Source organism: Chloroflexota bacterium (assembly GCA_023475225.1).
Classification (GTDB): domain Bacteria; phylum Chloroflexota; class UBA6077; order FW602-bin22; family JAMCVK01; genus JAMCVK01.
In genome coordinates this window covers 59,001-74,604 of the sequence record JAMCVK010000015.1, presented here as the reverse complement: position 1 = coordinate 74,604, position 15,604 = coordinate 59,001, and the positions used below count along the sequence as shown (strand labels likewise).

Sequence of the window (15,604 nt, the reverse complement as noted above, 5' to 3'; positions counted from 1 at the left end):
GGGAGCGAACGGTGGCATCCCTCATTGATATGCGCAAGATCACGAAGATATATCCCAACGAGGTGGTGGCCAACGACCGGGTGGATTTCAGCGTGGAACCTGGCGAAATCCATGCCCTGGTGGGCGAAAACGGCGCTGGGAAAACCACCTTGATGAAGATTCTCTATGGCTTGGAGCAACCCACCCAGGGAGAAATCTGGCTGTGGGGTAAACGGGCGCATATCCCCAGCCCCCACGTGGCCATCGCCCTGGGCATCGGGATGGTGCATCAGAACTTCATGCTGGTGCCCTCCTTTACTGTGGCCCAGAACATCGTCCTGGGCCAGGAGCCCGAAAACCGGGGGTTCATCGATATCACTGAGGCTATTCAGATCACCGAGGATCTCTCCAAACAATACGGTCTGAGCGTAATGCCTATGGCGACCGTGGAGTCCATCCCGGTGGGCATGCGCCAGCGGGTGGAGATCTTGAAGGCCCTCTATCGGGGGGCTAAGATCCTCATCCTGGACGAGCCTTCCTCTGTGCTCACTCCCCAGGAGACCCGGGAGCTCTTCGCAGCGGTGCGCAAGTTAGTGGAGCAGGGCAAGACGGTGATCTTCATCACGCACAAACTCAGGGAGGTGAAGGAGGTCTCCGACCGGGTGACCGTGATGCGCAATGGTCGGGTTATGGGCACTATGTTCACCCCGCAGGCCACTGAGGTGGAGATCGCGCGGATGATGGTGGGGCGGGAGGTCTTTATGTCCATAGATAAGCCACCGCTTCAGCGTGGTGGGCCTGTCCTCCAGGTGCGGGGGCTTACCTATATGACCGAGGCTGGCCACGTGGCCTTGCAGGACGTTTCCTTAAACGTTTACGCTGGCGAGATCCTGGGCATCGCCGGGGTGGAGGGCAATGGGCAGACAGAGCTGGTGGAGGTCCTCACCGGCCTGCGCCGGCCCACCTCTGGCAGTGCCCTCGTGGACAGCACCCAAATTCTGGGGAGACAGCCACGACAGATCCGCGAGGTGGGAGTGGCTCACATACCCGAGGACCGGCTCACCAATGGACTGGCTTTAGGGGCCAGCCTGCAAGAGAACCTCATTGTGGATCGCTATTATCGTCCCCCCTTCGCCCAGCGACTGGCCCTGAACCTGAAGCTCATCAATCATCATGGGGACAAGCTGATAAAGGAGTTCGATATTCGTGCTCCTGATGGACAAGTACCCGTAAGTGCTCTCTCCGGTGGGAACATGCAAAAAGTGGTCATCGCCAGAGAGTTCTCGGCGAACCCTAGGTTGCTCATCGCCGCTCAGCCCACGCGGGGCATCGACGTGGGGGCCACGGAGTTCGTCCACCAGCAGATAGTGCGGAAACGGAGCGAGGGCTGTGCTGTACTTTTGGTCTCTGCCGACCTCTCCGAGGTGATGAGCCTGGCTGATCGCATCGCCGTGATGTATAATGGCCAGATCGTGGGCATCTTCCCCGAAGCCGCCAGGGTCACTGAGGAAGAATATGGCCTTTACATGCTTGGCCTGAAGCGGCAGGAGCGCCAGGTAATGGAGGCGTATCTATGACCTTGAAACAACGTGAGCTGCTCTTTGAATTCGCCAGGATCAGCGGTGTGATCCTTTTCTCCCTGCTCATCGGCTTCGTTATTACTCTGCTGGTGAGCAAGCAGCCGCTGGCGGCCTTTGAGTCCTTCCTTCTGGGGCCCTTTAGCCGGCTCAACCGCTTTGGAAACTGGATTGAGGAAAGCATCACCCTCACCTTCACCGGCTTAGCGGTGGCGTTGGTCTTTCAAGCCAAGCAGTTCAGCATCGGCGCCGAAGGGCAGCTCTACCTGGGTGCGTTGGCCGCGGGGATCGTGGGACTCTTTATCAATGTACCAGCGGTTTTCCACATCTCCCTGGCCCTCCTGGCTGCTGGGGCAGCGGGTTACCTGTGGGGCTTCATACCAGGCTATCTCAAGGCCCATCTTAACGCCAATGAGATCGTCTCTACCCTGATGCTCAACGCCATAGCCATCCAGATCTACAACCTTTTGCTCACCTATTGGCTCAAGCCACCCTACGCAGGGTATACTGTTTCTAACTTTTTTTCAGAATCGGCGATCTTGCCTAACCTGGTCCCGGAGACGCGGATTTCGCTCTCCCTTTTCCTGGCCATAGCCGCGGTCTTTCTCGTATACTATTTGCTTTATCGCACGACCTTGGGCTATGAGATTCGCATGACCGGTGCCAATATCAAGTTCGCCAGCTATGGGGGAATCAATACAACCAGGGTGATCATCCTGTCCATGGCTGTGAGCGGCATCATCGCCGGCCTGGCGGGGGCAGCCCTAGCCATGGGTATCCATAAACGGCTAATATTGAACATCTCTATGGGCTATGGATTCGAGGGCATCGTGGTATCCCTGTTGGCCCGCAATCATCCCCTGGCCGTGCCCTTCGCCGCCCTCTTTTACGGGTACCTCCGCACTGGAGCGGATGTTATGGAGCGCAGTTCCGACGTGGCCCGGGAGATCGTGAGCGTGATTCAGGCGATCATCATTTTATTGGTTACCGCTGAGTCCTTCCTATCCTTCTTGAAACGTAGAATAGCTTTGAAGGAGCCCAAATTAGATGTCTCCTGAAGTCATCTTGACCAGCATCTTCAGCGCGGCCTTCGCCTTCAGCGTGCTGCGCATCACTACCCCTATCTTGCTGGCGGCCTTGGGGGGACTCCTCTCTGAACTGGCCGGGGTTATCAACGTGGCCCTGGAGGGGATGATGCTGACGGCGGCCTTCGTGGGGGTGGTCATCAGCGCCTACGCTCAGGATGCCTGGCTCGGGCTATTGGCCGGGGTCGTGTCGGCCATGTTTATGGCCGTGGCCCTGGCTTATTTCCACCTGAACCTCAAGGCCGACCTCATCCTGGCTGGCCTGGCCATGAACATCCTGGCCTCCGGAGCAACGGTGTTCCTGCTCTTCGCCCTCACCCATGACAAGGGTTTCTCGAATGCCCTGAAGAGCCTTTCTCTGCCCAGCATCAAGATCCCGATTTTGGCTGAAATCCCTATCCTGGGGGACATCCTCTCCGGCCATAACGTGATCACCTACGTTGCTTTCGCCCTGGTGGCCGTGGTGTGGGTTCTCCTCTATCGGACTGCCCTGGGGGTCCACATTCGGGCGGTAGGCGAGAGCCCAGATGCAGCCGCTTCAGTGGGCATTGATGTTATCCGCATCAAATACATCGCCCTGATCCTGAGTGGACTCTTCAGCGGTATCGGCGGGGTGAATCTTTCCATGGGATATATGAACTTCTTCCAACGGGATATGACCGCTGGCCGTGGGTTTATCGCCCTGGCCGCTGTTTTTCTGGGTGACCGCAACCCTATAGGTACCCTGCTAGCCTCGTTGGTCTTTGGCTTCGCTGATGCCCTTTCCAACCAGCTGGGCTCCCTGAAGATTCCGCCCCAGCTGGTGCTGATGATCCCCTATCTGGCCACTATTATCGCCCTGGCCGTGTATGCCCAACGGAAGAAGGCCATAGCTGTGGAGAAGGCCCGTAAGTTCCGGGAGAAGATGGTTCAGGAGGCGGCTGTGGTGAGGAAGCCGCGGGCCGCGAGCGAAGAGCTGTAAAAGGTCATCCCCATCTTTGACTCCCCTGACCATAGTCCCTAAAATGTAGCAGGGCGCTTTGTCCTGTAGTACGGCATGGTCGCATTCCTAGCCCCTTGTCCAGGGGAAAGAGGTATAACAATGGACGTTGAACAGAAATACGCCCGACTTCGTCTGCTTCTCAGCGAAATGGGCAGCGTTGTGGTCGCCTATTCAGGCGGCGTGGATAGCACTTTGCTAGCTGTGGCTGCGAAGGAGGCGCTGGGGGAGCGCTACTTGGCCGTTACGGCCCTTTCGGAGACCTATCCTCAGCGAGAGGCCAAGGAGGCGGCTGAAATGGCTAGGATGTTCAGTTTTCGTCACCGCTACGTCACCTCTGAGGAGCTGGAGATACCGCAGTTTAAGAATAACCCCATCAACCGCTGCTATTTTTGTAAAAAAGAGCTCTTCTCTAAGCTCTGGGCCATTGCCAGAGAAGAAGGGTATGCTCAGGTCATGGATGGGTCGAACGTGGATGACGATCACGATTTTCGTCCTGGAAGACAGGCTGCCCAGGAGCTGGGTGTGCGCAGTCCACTAGCGGAGGTCGGTTTGGGCAAGGCAGAGATCAGGCAACTTTCACAAAAGATGGGCTTGCCCACCTGGAATAAACCCTCCTTCGCCTGCCTCTCCTCCCGCTTTCCCTATGGCGAGGAGATCACCAGGGCAAAGCTGTCCCAGGTGGGGGCAGCGGAGGAGTTGTTGCGCGATCTCGGTTTTTCCCAAGTCAGGGTGAGGCACCACCAGACTATAGCACGTGTAGAACTGCTACCCGCCGAGTTTGAGCGTCTCCTCAACCCGGAGATCCGCCTCAAAATTGTGGAGGGGTTGAAGTCTCTCGGTTATACCTATGTGGTGCTTGACCTGGAGGGTTACCGCACCGGCAGCATGAATGAGCCCCTGAAGGGGTAAGTTATCTGTCTGGCGACGGAGATGAACAGCCACTGCTGGTCGGAGAAGGCTTCTGCGGGTGGCTTATGCACCTTGTGTTTGGAAGAGCGTGCCCTCTAACCTATCCACCACCAACGGGGGCGAATATCTCAACTTTATCGCCATCCTTGAGATCTTGCTCTCTCGTGGCCAGAGTGCCGTTGATACTGACGACCCAGATCTCGCCGTGGGGCAAGTTGAGGGTACGAATGAGGTCATGGACGGTAGACCCCTCACTCAGGACGACCTCCAGGGTATCCTGTCCGGGTGCCAGGAAACGGCGGAGATCACCAAACAGCCTGATGCTAATCTTCACCCGGTTTCACCTCAAGTAAGGCTAGCGCCGCAGTGGCTACAGGAGGTGGCCTCGCGGGGAACGGCTGACTGACAATGGGGGCAGAAGCGTAATTGCACGCCGCAATGGGTGCAGAAGGGAGGGTGGGGAGAAACGGTGGGAAGGTCGCAGTAGGGACAACGACAGATCTCTTCTTCTTTGGGTTTGTTCATAGTACCCTCACCCCCTGACCCCCTCTCCCGTCCTTCCGTGGAAGGACGGGAGAGGGGGAATAAAGATTTTGGGGATACCCCAAACCCCAGCAGAAGGGCTTTGCCCCTCTGCACTCCCTATATCTGGCGGGAGAAGGAAGATGTGCCTATGGGCCGCATCCCCAGACCATCCCAATCGACCCTCGTCCACCTTCTCCCGCAAAGTGTATGGACTGGAGCTCAGCCCTAAGCAGCCTTGGGCTGCGGTTGAATCGGCCGGAACTCGGCCATTAGCCGCTCCGCCTGAGCCTGCGGCAGAACATAGCCACACTGCAGGCAGATGATATAACTCTCACCGACATCGTCTTCTACGAACAGGTCCCCGCCACAGCGAGGACAGGCCTTGAGCCACATCATTGCCCATCACCCCCCTCAGAGGGAGCCGTTTGCCCGACCTATAGCAAGAAGCGTGCCAAGGGAATCAGGAAGCGGCCACGTCGGTCGGTGCGATCAGCTCCTCACGGAAGCCCTTGCTCTTGTCCTTCAGATCAGGGTCCAGCCAGTCTTCGGCCCAGTTATATTTCTCATGCCAGACTGGGTTATAAACCCTCTCTAAGCCGGCGGAATACTTATCCAGCCCATCGCTGAGCTCCCTTACCAGGCTTTCCGCCCCTGGATGAGTGGGATAAGCGCCCCACTTTTGTACGGCGAAGCGCATCGCCTTTGGGTTATCGATCAAGGGACACGGCCGCAAATGGTTATGGTTGAACGGCTGCAATGACCTCAAACCGACAAAGAAGGGAGAAGCAAGAGCCTCCATCAGCGTGGTCTCTTTTATGTTGTGCGTAGCGAAGTGGCAGAAGACACAGGGTTCTATGTCACCCCGGTTGTTGATGTGCAGGTAACAACGGCCGGCTGAGATGCAGCCCCCGGTCAGAGCCCCGTCGTTCCAGAAATCGGCCACCATAATGGGCTTCGTTGTCCTGATGCGATTGACAGCAGCACGCAGCTGGTTGCGCTGTGCGGGTGTGGGCATATAGTTCAGGTCGGGGGATCGCCCAATTGGAATATAGGAGAAATACCAGCCGTAGGTCGCCCCCTTCCCAATCATCAGGTCAATGAATTCATCACTGGTGATGACCTCGATATTATGGGCTGTAGCTGTAGCACTGAAGGAGAAGATAACCCCGCGCTCACGCAGGTTATCCATCGCCCGCAGGACCAGCTCGTAGATCCCTTCCCCGCGTCGCATATCGGTCAAATCCTTGAAACCCTCGATGCTGATGGCCGGTGAGACGTTGCCCAGAGCGAGCAATCTGTCGGCCAACTGCTCGTCAATCAGCGTTCCATTGGTGTACACCTGGAAAGCGACATCGTTGTGCTTCTCAAAGAGGTCCAATAAAGGCTCGTATATGAATGGTTCCCCCCCGGAGATCACAAAGAAGCGAACCCCCAGAGCCTTGGCCTCGTTGATTACCCGCTCCATCACCTCAGGGGGTAAATCGTCCGCCTTCGTATAATTACCGGCATAGCAGCCAGTGCACTTCAGGTTGCAGCGCATCGTTGGCGAGAAGACGATCACCGTAAGGCGCTGGATGCCATATTCGGTCTTGAAGCGGGCTATATCTGGATCATCCCGCCGGAAGAAGAGCCCAACGATCATCTTGGCCAAGAACTTTTTGCGCACGTTAGGGTGTACGTTCTTTAGGATGCGGCTCAAGAAGGTTGCGCCCGGTCTATCCTCTGCTAAATACCCCTTCAACCACTCGGCGATCATCTTCTGTTGGTGCCCATCGGCGATCCGGTCGAAGGTGAGGGCCAGCTGCCGATAGTTCTTTTCTGACGCGTGGGACAAAAGATTAAGAGCCTGGCTGACAATGCTTTCAGCTGTGGCTTGTTTTAGGCGGCTGTAAAGTCCTTCTCGTCGTGTGTTTAAAGTGACGCTCATCCTTCGATTCCTCCTCAACAGTTTGAGAAAGTATCTAGCTGGGGCTGTTGGTCGATGCCTCCTTAAGATAAGGGATGTTCCTCTCTCTTGATTTTCCATCGTCTCTAGCTGACTAAGGACCACCGCTGAGTCCCCCTGGTTGGTTTTGGCCGGCGCTGCAGTGAATCGACGAAGGCCTCCAACCTGGTGAGGAGTCCGGCACGGCCCGTCTGTTCATCGAGTACCAGGGTGAGGATCGGTATATTTACCCTTTCCTTCAGCTTGGGCATAATATTCTGAGCGACGATCTCCGGCATGCAGGTGAACGGTGCCAGCTGAATGACCCCATCGTAACCATCCTCCTCCGCCAGAACCGCTTGTCCTACCGTCTCACCGGACCAATACTTGAGATAAGGCTTTTCGGCTTTCCTTATGCGTGCTTTGTGTCCAAAGCCAAGGGCCTCCAGGATCAGCTCCGGCGAAAGGGTGAGCCATTCGCTCACCTGTTCGGCACGGTTCACCTCTACGCCCATCTTGCCCAATTCCACCTCAATGTCCTGGTTCACGTAGGGTTCGTGGACGACATAGATCTCGCCCACTATGCATACCTTAAGTGGTCTGCGATTGCGATCCATCGGTACGGCAGCCAGGTCTGCCTGGAACCTCTTCTTGAGGGACTTGAGAGCACTTCTCGTGCGCACCTTCTCCATCTCATTAAGAATCTGTTGCCAGATCTTATTCGCCGTACCCTTTTTCAACTCTCGAGCGCGCACATACTGCACTTGACGTTCAATTTCATCTACGTCATGGATCACCTCCAAACCTAAGAGGATAGCCGAAAGACACTGTCGGAAGGAGGCGCCGGACATCTCCTGCAACACATCGATTACCCCTTTGATGGTTCGGCCGCTTATTTCTGGTAGGGCCATCTGAAACTGGTAACCTAGATCGCGCAGGACCTGCTCCTGGAGCTTGTGATAGTAGCCATAGCGGCAGTTATTCGGCCCGCTCAGCTGGATAAGGGTATTCGCCCCCAGCTCCAGACCCTCAATATAGTTGCCCAGATTCAGCTTATAGGGCAGGCAAGCACCCTCCGGTGAGTATTTGACGGCCAGGTCCAGGGTGCGTTTACTACAGGGTGGTGGGACGATGGTCTCCACACCGATCTTATCGAAAAGGACCTTCAAGGCAACGCGCGTCGTTCCCATATGAGGGAAGGTCAATTTGACCGGGTGGGTGAGTATGGTGTGGCCGGGAGTGTAGAAGGATGGCGAGGAGAATTCGCCGCATGGATCGGTGCGCCTCTTCTCCACCATATCGACGAATGCTTCCAATCTCGTCACTAACCCGGTTTCGGCCGTGTGCTCATCGATAGTGAGCGAGAGCAAGGGGTTGTGCCTCTCCCGCTTGGCCGAGTGTTGAACGGCATCGATCATCATGGAATCAGGACCGCAGCCGAAGGCGCTAACCGTGATGACGCCATCAACCTTATGGCTGCGCAAGAAGTAGCCAGCAGCCCCGGTTATCTCTCGCTCATACATCCAGTAAGGTTCACCGATGACCTGTCTCACCCCCATATCCAGGTCATCACGCCCCAATGTATCAGCGGTCATCAGGTGAACCCCCAGCTTAGTTAACCTGGGGATGAGGTTGTTGTTGAGGTAATCGTCATAAGTGATATAAGGATGGCCCACGATGCCAACTGTTGCGCTCCTGGGCGGTGAGGTCTGCTGCCCTACTTTTCTCTCCGCCTCAGCGGAGGTGGATAACTGTTGCCCACAGGCTGCTTCTATCGCTTGAGGAAGTGAGATCCCCTGGCGGAGCAGCCTCAGGTAGATGGTATGAGTGCGGAGAGCGGACTCACAAGCGGCCAGGATTTGTTTTCTCCTGAAGCCCAATTGCTGTCCCAGGGCGAAAATCCCCTTATATATAGCCTGAGTGCCCTGGCTCATATCATAGCCCATATCTAACACGGGGGCCTTTTTAATTGCCCCTCGGACCATATCTGGCAGGGCGAAGAGCTTGACGCAGTTATAGAGGGGGGCTTCGATACAGCGCAGGCTGGGGACAAAGACGTAGTCGACCTTATCCTGCAGCCAGATGACGTGTCCGCAGAAGGCCTTGATCGGCAGGCATGTCTCAGCGACGACACAAGACATTCCAGTAGATAACATCTCCCGTGTCGTTGGAGGAGAGACGACAACGTTGACGCCGAGCGTCTGACAAAAAGAATGGGCCAATGGGTAGTAACGAAAGTAGTGCAAGGCCCGGGGTATGCCTATGGTCAACATAGGGACAGCCTCCAGGATACCTAAGGGATAACTCTGTAGCGATGCTTATTCACCGCTTCAAAAAGCCACCCCTACATAATAATGATACTCCCTTTGGGCAGTTTGTCAACTTGATTCCTCAGTCGATTTGTGTTATCCTTAAATAAATGCGGTTAGGGACCACCAAAATGGCTGAGAACATAAGGGAAGGAGATGCATTATGCCCGAGAGAAATCCAACGGACCTTTGCCCTCCGCACTACTGGGAGATCACCTCTATCAGGATAGATGGAATTTGTTATTACCACCACTACTGCTTGAAATGCCATATGGAGAAGGATATTCCCTTGGCCGCCACGGCCAGCGGGCGTTGGGTCACTCGAGAAACGAAGTCTAAGGGGTAATCGTTGGTAACCCTAGATAGTTTGAGCCAGGAGCAGGGGGAGGCGACCGCTGGTCGCCTCCCCCTGCTCTATGTATAGCCTATGGGGGTGTTGAATATTTCCCCTCAAATCCCCACAGGAGGCTCAAGATAGCCCTGCGGGCTTTATTTTGTATCCTTCCTGCGGAAGGAGGGCACATCCGAAAGACCCCTGCGCTCCCCTTGGAACCCCCGATGTTCAATACTCTCAGACTGTGGCCGTTGTTGGGATAGCCAACGCCGTGCTATAATCAATCTGGTGGGCATACCTACCCTCACTTCGCCTATCATTTTTACCTTACAGTGGGCGATATCTTTCCTTTGAGCCCGGCCTACCGAACATCTCAGGGACATCTCGCTTCTGGAAGGGGTAGCTCCTTTCCAAAACATATATTACGAGGAGGATATACGATGGATTTTCCCCGTGATCTAAGGTACACCAAGGAGCATGAATGGGTCAGATTAGAAGATGGTCACGCCGTCATCGGCATCACCGACTACGCCCAGAGCCAACTGGGCGATGTGGTGTACGTCGAACTGCCCAGTGTCGGCAGTGAGGTCAAGCAGTTCGCCACCTTTGGGGTGGTGGAGTCGGTGAAAACGGCCTCCGACCTCTACTGCCCTCTGTCGGGGCGGGTGACGGCCGTAAACGAACGATTGCAAAACGAGCCGGAGTTGGTCAATCAGGATCCTTACGGGGCAGGCTGGATGATCGAGGTCGAGATCGCTGCGCCGGACGAGTTAACGGCCCTGCTTACAGCCGAGGAATATGAGCGCTCCCTTCCAACCGGCTAGTCTGGTAATAAATAATCTGGGGGCAAGGGAATTTCGATGAGACGCGTCTTGCCTGTCTTCACTTTTGCCCATTTCACCTTGCACGTGTGCATGGGTATCCTCATTCCCTTATTGCCCCTCCTCAGGGATCATTTCCAACTGGATTATTTTCGGGCTGGGCTACTCTTTTCGGCCTACAGCCTGGTGTATGGCTTTGCTCACGTGCCTATCGCTGCAGCCTCTGATCGCTGGGAGATGGGCAAAAGGACTCTCATCTCTCTCGGATTACTCGGTGTGGCCTTGACCACCTTCGGCATTGGTCTCTCCATAGACTATCATCAGGTGCTGTTTCTGCTGGCCGTTATGGGATTCTTTGGCGCTGCCTATCACCCCCTGGCTGCTTCCCTTCTCTCCCAGATTGCCGGCCGCGAGCGGACGGGTCGATCCCTGGGCATTCACATCATTGGTGGTTCCTCGAGCTTCTTGCTCACCCCCATCATGGCCGGATCGATCGCCAGCCTGGCCGGTTGGCGGCCTGCCTTTCTCATTCTGGCTGCACCGGCCATTCTTGCCTCCTTCCTTTTCTGGAGATTGGTGCGTGCGCCAGAGGAGCAAGTCACCCGGAGGGCAGCGCTGGCTGACCCAGGTCAACATGTCCAGCTTCGTGAGATAGTGCAGATGGTAGGCATCATTGTGGCTATAGCCGTGATCACGCAGGCTATCACCTCTGGGGTGAACTCTTTCTTGCCCCTCTATTTAGTGGATAAGCACGGTGTTTCCCCGGTTTACGCGGGTATGATCGTAGGGGTCGTCCTCGGCTCGGGCATCGTGGCCGGTCCATTGGGCGGCACGCTCTCGGACCGCTTCGGCCGCAAGCCCCTTATCGTCCTCTCCGTGGCCCTTACCGGTCCCCTATTATATTTGGTGACCCTCTCCCCGTATGGTCCTGTCCTGATTGTCGTGATGGTTCTCTACGGCATCACGTCTATGGTCAGGATGCCTGTCCTGGAATCGATGATCGCCGATATTGTGCCTTGGGAACAGCGGGCTACCTTTCTCAGCTTCTATTACTTTCTCGTGCAGGAGACGGGAGGCGTAGTCACGCCAGCCGTCGGTTATCTTATTGACCAGCTCAGCTTGGATAGCGTCTTCGCCTGGTTGGCCCTGGTAGCTATCGGGTCATCTGGCCTGGCCTTCCTTATCAGAAGAAAGGTGTGATCGCATATGACCACTTACAACTTCGCCACTTATCTCTCCCCCTTCACCTGGCGCTACGGTAGTGAGGAGATGCGCCATCTGTGGTCAGAGGGGTATTTCCGGTGCCTTCTCCGTCGTATCTGGGTCGCCCTGGCTGAGGTGCAGGCCGAGGTGGGGCTGGTTTCTCCAGCGGAGCTGGCTGACCTGCGGGCTCACGCTGACCAGATCGATGTACAGCGAGCCCTTGAGATCGAAGAGAGGGTACAGCACGATCTGGTAGCCGAGCTGAGGACCTTCGCCGAGCAATCCCCCCTCGGCGGTGGCCGTCTCCATATGGGAGCTACTTCGGCTGATATCTCAGACAACGCCGAGATGCTGCGGATAAGAGAGGCTCTGGGGCTCATCGAAAGGCGTCTCGCTGCCCTCCTGAAGACCTTCCTGGCCAGGATCGAGGGGTACAAGGCTGTCGTTTGTATGGGCTATACCCACCTTCAGCCCGCCGAACCGACTACCATCGGCTATCGCCTGGCTGTCTATGGTCAGGAACTTTTGGCCGATTTGGAGGAGTTATGGGCCACCAGGGCGATGGTCAAGGGTAAGGGGCTTAAGGGGGCCGTCGGCACATCGTCTGCTTATACCCGTTTGCTTGAGGAGCGGGGGATGAGCGCCGCGGAGATGGAAAAGAAGGTCATGGCGAAATTAGGTCTTCCCTACGTCTTGGTCGCTACTCAGGTCTATCCCCGCAAGTTCGATTGGCTTGTGCTGAACGTCCTGGCTTCTATTGCTGAGTCCCTTCATAAGTTCGCCTTTGACCTGCGCCTCCTTCAGTCGGCAGGCTTTGGCGAAATGGCCGAACCATTTGGCCGGGAGCAGGTTGGTTCCTCAACGATGGCCTTCAAACGCAATCCCGTCATCTCCGAAAGAATCTGTTCGTTGGCCCGCTTCATACGCGGGCTACCGCAGGTGGCTTGGGACAATGCGGCTAACTCCCTTTTGGAACGTACCCTGGACGATTCGGCTAATCGTCGTCTGCTTCTGCCGGAGGGCTTCCTGGCCACAGATGAGCTTCTCCTTCTGGCTCAGAAGGTTATCGAGGGGTTGGTCATTTATGAGGAACAGCTGAAAAGGAATTTGGATGCTTACGGGCCCTTCATCAGTACAGAAGCGCTCCTTATGGAGCTGGTTAAGGCTGGGGCTGACCGACAGGAGATGCACGAGCTTATTCGCCAGTACGCTATGCAGGCCTGGCAAGCGGTTTGGAAGGGTGAGCCTAATCCTCTCCCCGCCTTGTTGAGCCAGGAACCGCGGATCGCTGCTCACGTCCCCCAACCGCTTCTGGCCAGGCTCCTGGATACGGCTACCTACATCGGTGATGTCATGGACCGTTGTGAGAGATTCATAGCGCAGGCGCGGCAAACGCTGGCCACCGCGTCCTAATAGACAGTCAAGGAGAGGTAAAACGGTGGAACCTTTGGTGCCAATTATTTTGGGCTCCTCTGCGGATTTGGAGCGAGGTCGGGAGATAGCTGAGATCTTGCGTCGCTTTGGTGTGTCCTCCAAGATTCACATTGCCTCAGTGCATAAAACAGCTGCTCATCTCCTGGCTATGCTCCGCGATTATGAGCAGGCGAACAAAAGTATAGTTTATATTGCCGTTGCTGGGTTATCTAACGCCTTAGCCGGGATGATCGATGGGCACAGCTTGGCGCCAGTCATCAGCTGTCCTCCCTATGGGGAACGTTATGCCGGGTTGGATATATTTTCTTCGCTGCGGATGCCCAGTGGGATAGCCTGTGTCACTGTATTGGAACCAGAGGCGGCGGCACTAGCAGCGATTAAGATTCTCAGTCTACAGGATGAGGGCTTGCGCACGAAATTGAGGGGATATAAACAGGGACTGGCCGATGAAGTCATCGCTGCTGACCAGGAGGTGGGCGGCCGCTAAGGAGGAAATTTAAGAAGGAACAGGGGCGGTCAAGGAGGAGGGCGCCGCCCCACTACTTGGGGTGAATCGCGCTAGCCCAGAGCCAACCCCCCTTCTCTTAAGGGGTAGTCCAGAAGGGGGTCACCCCTTCTGGGTGGGTCCTAGGGCTCCGCCCTAGCCTATAATTCCCCCCTTCTCCCGCTGGGAGAAGGGGGCAGGGGGATGAGGGAATATTCAAAGGAGGACAATCAATGTCAGTTACAGCCATCATCGGAGCACAATGGGGTGATGAGGGGAAGGGTAAGATAATCGACCTTCTGGCCCAGGAGGCCGATTTCGTCATCCGCTTCAACGGTGGGGCCAACGCCGGGCACACCGTCGTAAACGAATACGGTATCAGTAGATTTCACTTAATTCCTTCGGGTATCTTTAACCCCAGGGTCACCTGTATCATTGGGGGAGGGGTGCTCGTTGATCTGGAAACGCTGCTTGAGGAGATCGAGTCCCTTAGAGAGAAGGGTGTGGATACGACCGGACGGCTCCTCGTTTCTCAGCGGTGTCATGTGGTTATGCCCTATCACCGTTTGCTCGACCGTTTGTATGAGGCGGCCAAAGGGAAGAGCAGCGTAGGTACGACCGGACGAGGGATCGGCCCCACTTATGCCGATAAGGTGAGTTACAATGGCATTCGTCTGGCCGATATGGCCGATGAGTCGGTCTTCGCGGAGAAGCTGGGGATGCAGTTGAGCGTCAAAAACAGGCTTATCGCAGCCCTTGGCGAAGAGCCACTCTCCCTTGAGCAGATCTTCTCGCAGTACAGGTCCCTCTATGCGGTGCTGGCTCCTTTCATCTGTGAGCCGTTTCCTATCGTACAAAAGGCCCTCGCTGAGAACAAAAGGATCCTTCTGGAGGGTGCTCAAGGTACGCTCTTGGATCCCGATTGGGGCACCTATCCTTTCTGCACTGCTTCAACGACACTGGCTAATGAGGGTACCAGTGGAGCCGGCATCCCGCCCGCCGAGATAAAACGGGTTGTGGGAGTAGTCAAGGCCTATACGACACGAGTGGGGCACGGACCCATGCCTACCGAGCTCAGCGACGAGACGGGCGAACTGCTGCGCGAGTTCGGGGCGGAGCGAGGTGTCACTACCGGCCGACCGCGTCGCTGTGGGTGGTTCGACGCTGAGATCGCCCGTTTCAGTGCCATGCTCAACGGTTTCACGGAGATGGCCCTGACCAAATTAGACGTCCTTGACCAATTCGCCGAGATCGAGATCGCCGTAGGCTATGAGGTGGATGGAAAGCGCGTCCATTATGTGGATGGCGATGCCCAATTCCTCAGCCATTGTCGGCCCATCTATGAGAAGATGCCCGGCTGGCGGACCTCGATTCAGGGAGCGAAAAGCTTCGCTGATTTGCCCTCAGCCGCCCAGGATTACGTGCGACGCCTCGAGGAACTAATCGGTGTTCCGATCACCATCGTCTCGGTCGGTCCAGAACGAGGGCAGACGATCAGGAGGTGAACGTTATGGTGCCTATAGTCTCCTTTGTGGGGAAATCCGATGTGGGGAAGACGACATTTCTGGAGAAGGTCATCGCTGAGCTGAAGAGGCGAGGACGCCGCGTGGCCGTTATTAAACACGATGTCCACGGCTTCGCTATCGACCAACCTGGCAAGGATAGCTGGCGCCTCGCCCAGGCTGGTAGCGATGTAGTGGTCATCTCCTCACCTGACAAGGTGGCTCTTATTATGCAGACGCCTCAGGAGATGTCGCTAGATGAGTTGCGGAGTCAAATGATTCAGAACGTTGATATCATCCTGACCGAGGGCTATAAGCAGAGCGATAAGCCGAAGATAGAGGTCTCCCGACGGGAGGTTGGTCAGGAGCTACTCTGTAGCCCAGAGGAACTCCTGGCCATCGTCACTGATCAAGGGGTTGCCCTGGATGTGCCTCAGTTCGGCCTGGATGATGCCGCTGGGGTGGTGGATCTCCTGGAGGGAGAGATAGCCAGACAACAGAAGGAGGCCGCGGTGACCCTTGAAGTGGATGGGTGC

15 protein-coding genes and 1 pseudogene are annotated in these 15,604 nt (G+C 56.1%); 11 read left to right on the top strand and 5 right to left on the bottom strand.

Features of this window, described 5'->3' with window-relative positions:
• The first annotated feature begins 11 nt into the window (after window positions 1-11).
• The 4 genes from M1136_02690 to larE all read left to right on the top strand — a co-directional run bounded on the left by M1136_02690 (window position 12) and on the right by larE (window position 4,532).
• Entirely contained in the window at window positions 12-1,556 is a 1,545-nt protein-coding gene (locus M1136_02690; protein ID MCL5074546.1) for an ABC transporter ATP-binding protein, read from the top strand.
• Window positions 1,553-2,614: an ABC transporter permease gene (locus M1136_02685; protein ID MCL5074545.1), complete on the top strand. Its 1,062-nt coding sequence runs from the start codon at window positions 1,553-1,555 to the stop codon at window positions 2,612-2,614. Before M1136_02690 ends, M1136_02685 begins: the two co-directional genes overlap by 4 nt.
• On the top strand, window positions 2,604-3,602 hold the full coding sequence (locus tag M1136_02680) for an ABC transporter permease (protein ID MCL5074544.1): 999 nt from the start codon (window positions 2,604-2,606) through the stop codon (window positions 3,600-3,602). The genes M1136_02685 and M1136_02680 overlap by 11 nt, the downstream gene beginning before the upstream one ends.
• A 120-nt stretch (window positions 3,603-3,722) precedes the next feature.
• Window positions 3,723-4,532, top strand: a complete 810-nt coding sequence (gene larE, locus M1136_02675; protein ID MCL5074543.1) for an ATP-dependent sacrificial sulfur transferase LarE — start codon at window positions 3,723-3,725, stop codon at window positions 4,530-4,532.
• Between the two features lie 100 nt (window positions 4,533-4,632).
• Here the strand turns inward: larE and M1136_02670 are convergent, their stop codons facing one another.
• The 5 genes from M1136_02670 to M1136_02650 all read right to left on the bottom strand — a co-directional run bounded on the left by M1136_02670 (window position 4,633) and on the right by M1136_02650 (window position 9,254).
• Window positions 4,633-4,866, bottom strand: a complete 234-nt coding sequence (locus tag M1136_02670; protein ID MCL5074542.1) for a MoaD/ThiS family protein — start codon at window positions 4,864-4,866, stop codon at window positions 4,633-4,635.
• An 11-nt stretch (window positions 4,867-4,877) separates the two neighbouring features.
• Window positions 4,878-5,057: a zinc-ribbon domain-containing protein gene (locus M1136_02665; protein MCL5074541.1), complete on the bottom strand. Its 180-nt coding sequence runs from the start codon at window positions 5,055-5,057 to the stop codon at window positions 4,878-4,880.
• 225 nt (window positions 5,058-5,282) lie between these two features.
• Window positions 5,283-5,453 carry a hypothetical protein gene (locus M1136_02660; GenBank protein ID MCL5074540.1) on the bottom strand — a complete coding sequence of 57 codons (171 nt, stop codon included), beginning with the start codon at window positions 5,451-5,453 and terminating at the stop codon, window positions 5,283-5,285.
• Between the two features lie 64 nt (window positions 5,454-5,517).
• Window positions 5,518-6,984 carry a radical SAM protein gene (locus M1136_02655; GenBank protein MCL5074539.1) on the bottom strand — a complete coding sequence of 489 codons (1,467 nt, stop codon included), beginning with the start codon at window positions 6,982-6,984 and terminating at the stop codon, window positions 5,518-5,520.
• A gap of 104 nt (window positions 6,985-7,088) precedes the next feature.
• On the bottom strand, window positions 7,089-9,254 hold the full coding sequence (locus tag M1136_02650; protein ID MCL5074538.1) for an acyl-CoA dehydratase activase-related protein: 2,166 nt from the start codon (window positions 9,252-9,254) through the stop codon (window positions 7,089-7,091).
• Window positions 9,255-9,453: 199 nt separating this feature from the next.
• Here M1136_02650 and M1136_02645 point away from each other — a divergent pair, with 199 nt between their 5' ends.
• From M1136_02645 to mobB, 7 genes and pseudogenes are all read left to right on the top strand, one after another.
• Window positions 9,454-9,636, top strand: coding sequence for a hypothetical protein (locus M1136_02645; protein MCL5074537.1), 183 nt, complete (start codon window positions 9,454-9,456; stop codon window positions 9,634-9,636).
• Between the two features lie 428 nt (window positions 9,637-10,064).
• Window positions 10,065-10,448 (top strand): glycine cleavage system protein GcvH, encoded by a 384-nt coding sequence (gene gcvH, locus M1136_02640; protein ID MCL5074536.1) that lies wholly within the window; start codon window positions 10,065-10,067, stop codon window positions 10,446-10,448.
• Window positions 10,449-10,484: 36 nt separating this feature from the next.
• On the top strand, window positions 10,485-11,645 hold the full coding sequence (locus tag M1136_02635; protein MCL5074535.1) for an MFS transporter: 1,161 nt from the start codon (window positions 10,485-10,487) through the stop codon (window positions 11,643-11,645).
• 6 nt (window positions 11,646-11,651) lie between these two features.
• Window positions 11,652-13,061 (top strand): adenylosuccinate lyase, encoded by a 1,410-nt coding sequence (gene purB / locus M1136_02630; protein MCL5074534.1) that lies wholly within the window; start codon window positions 11,652-11,654, stop codon window positions 13,059-13,061.
• Window positions 13,062-13,086: 25 nt separating this feature from the next.
• Window positions 13,087-13,569 (top strand): AIR carboxylase family protein, encoded by a 483-nt coding sequence (locus M1136_02625; GenBank protein ID MCL5074533.1) that lies wholly within the window; start codon window positions 13,087-13,089, stop codon window positions 13,567-13,569.
• A 230-nt stretch (window positions 13,570-13,799) separates the two neighbouring features.
• Window positions 13,800-15,071 (top strand): adenylosuccinate synthase, encoded by a 1,272-nt coding sequence (locus tag M1136_02620; protein ID MCL5074532.1) that lies wholly within the window; start codon window positions 13,800-13,802, stop codon window positions 15,069-15,071.
• A 5-nt stretch (window positions 15,072-15,076) separates the two neighbouring features.
• Window positions 15,077-15,544, top strand: a pseudogene (gene mobB, locus M1136_02615) (molybdopterin-guanine dinucleotide biosynthesis protein B).
• Window positions 15,545-15,604: the final 60 nt, after the last annotated feature.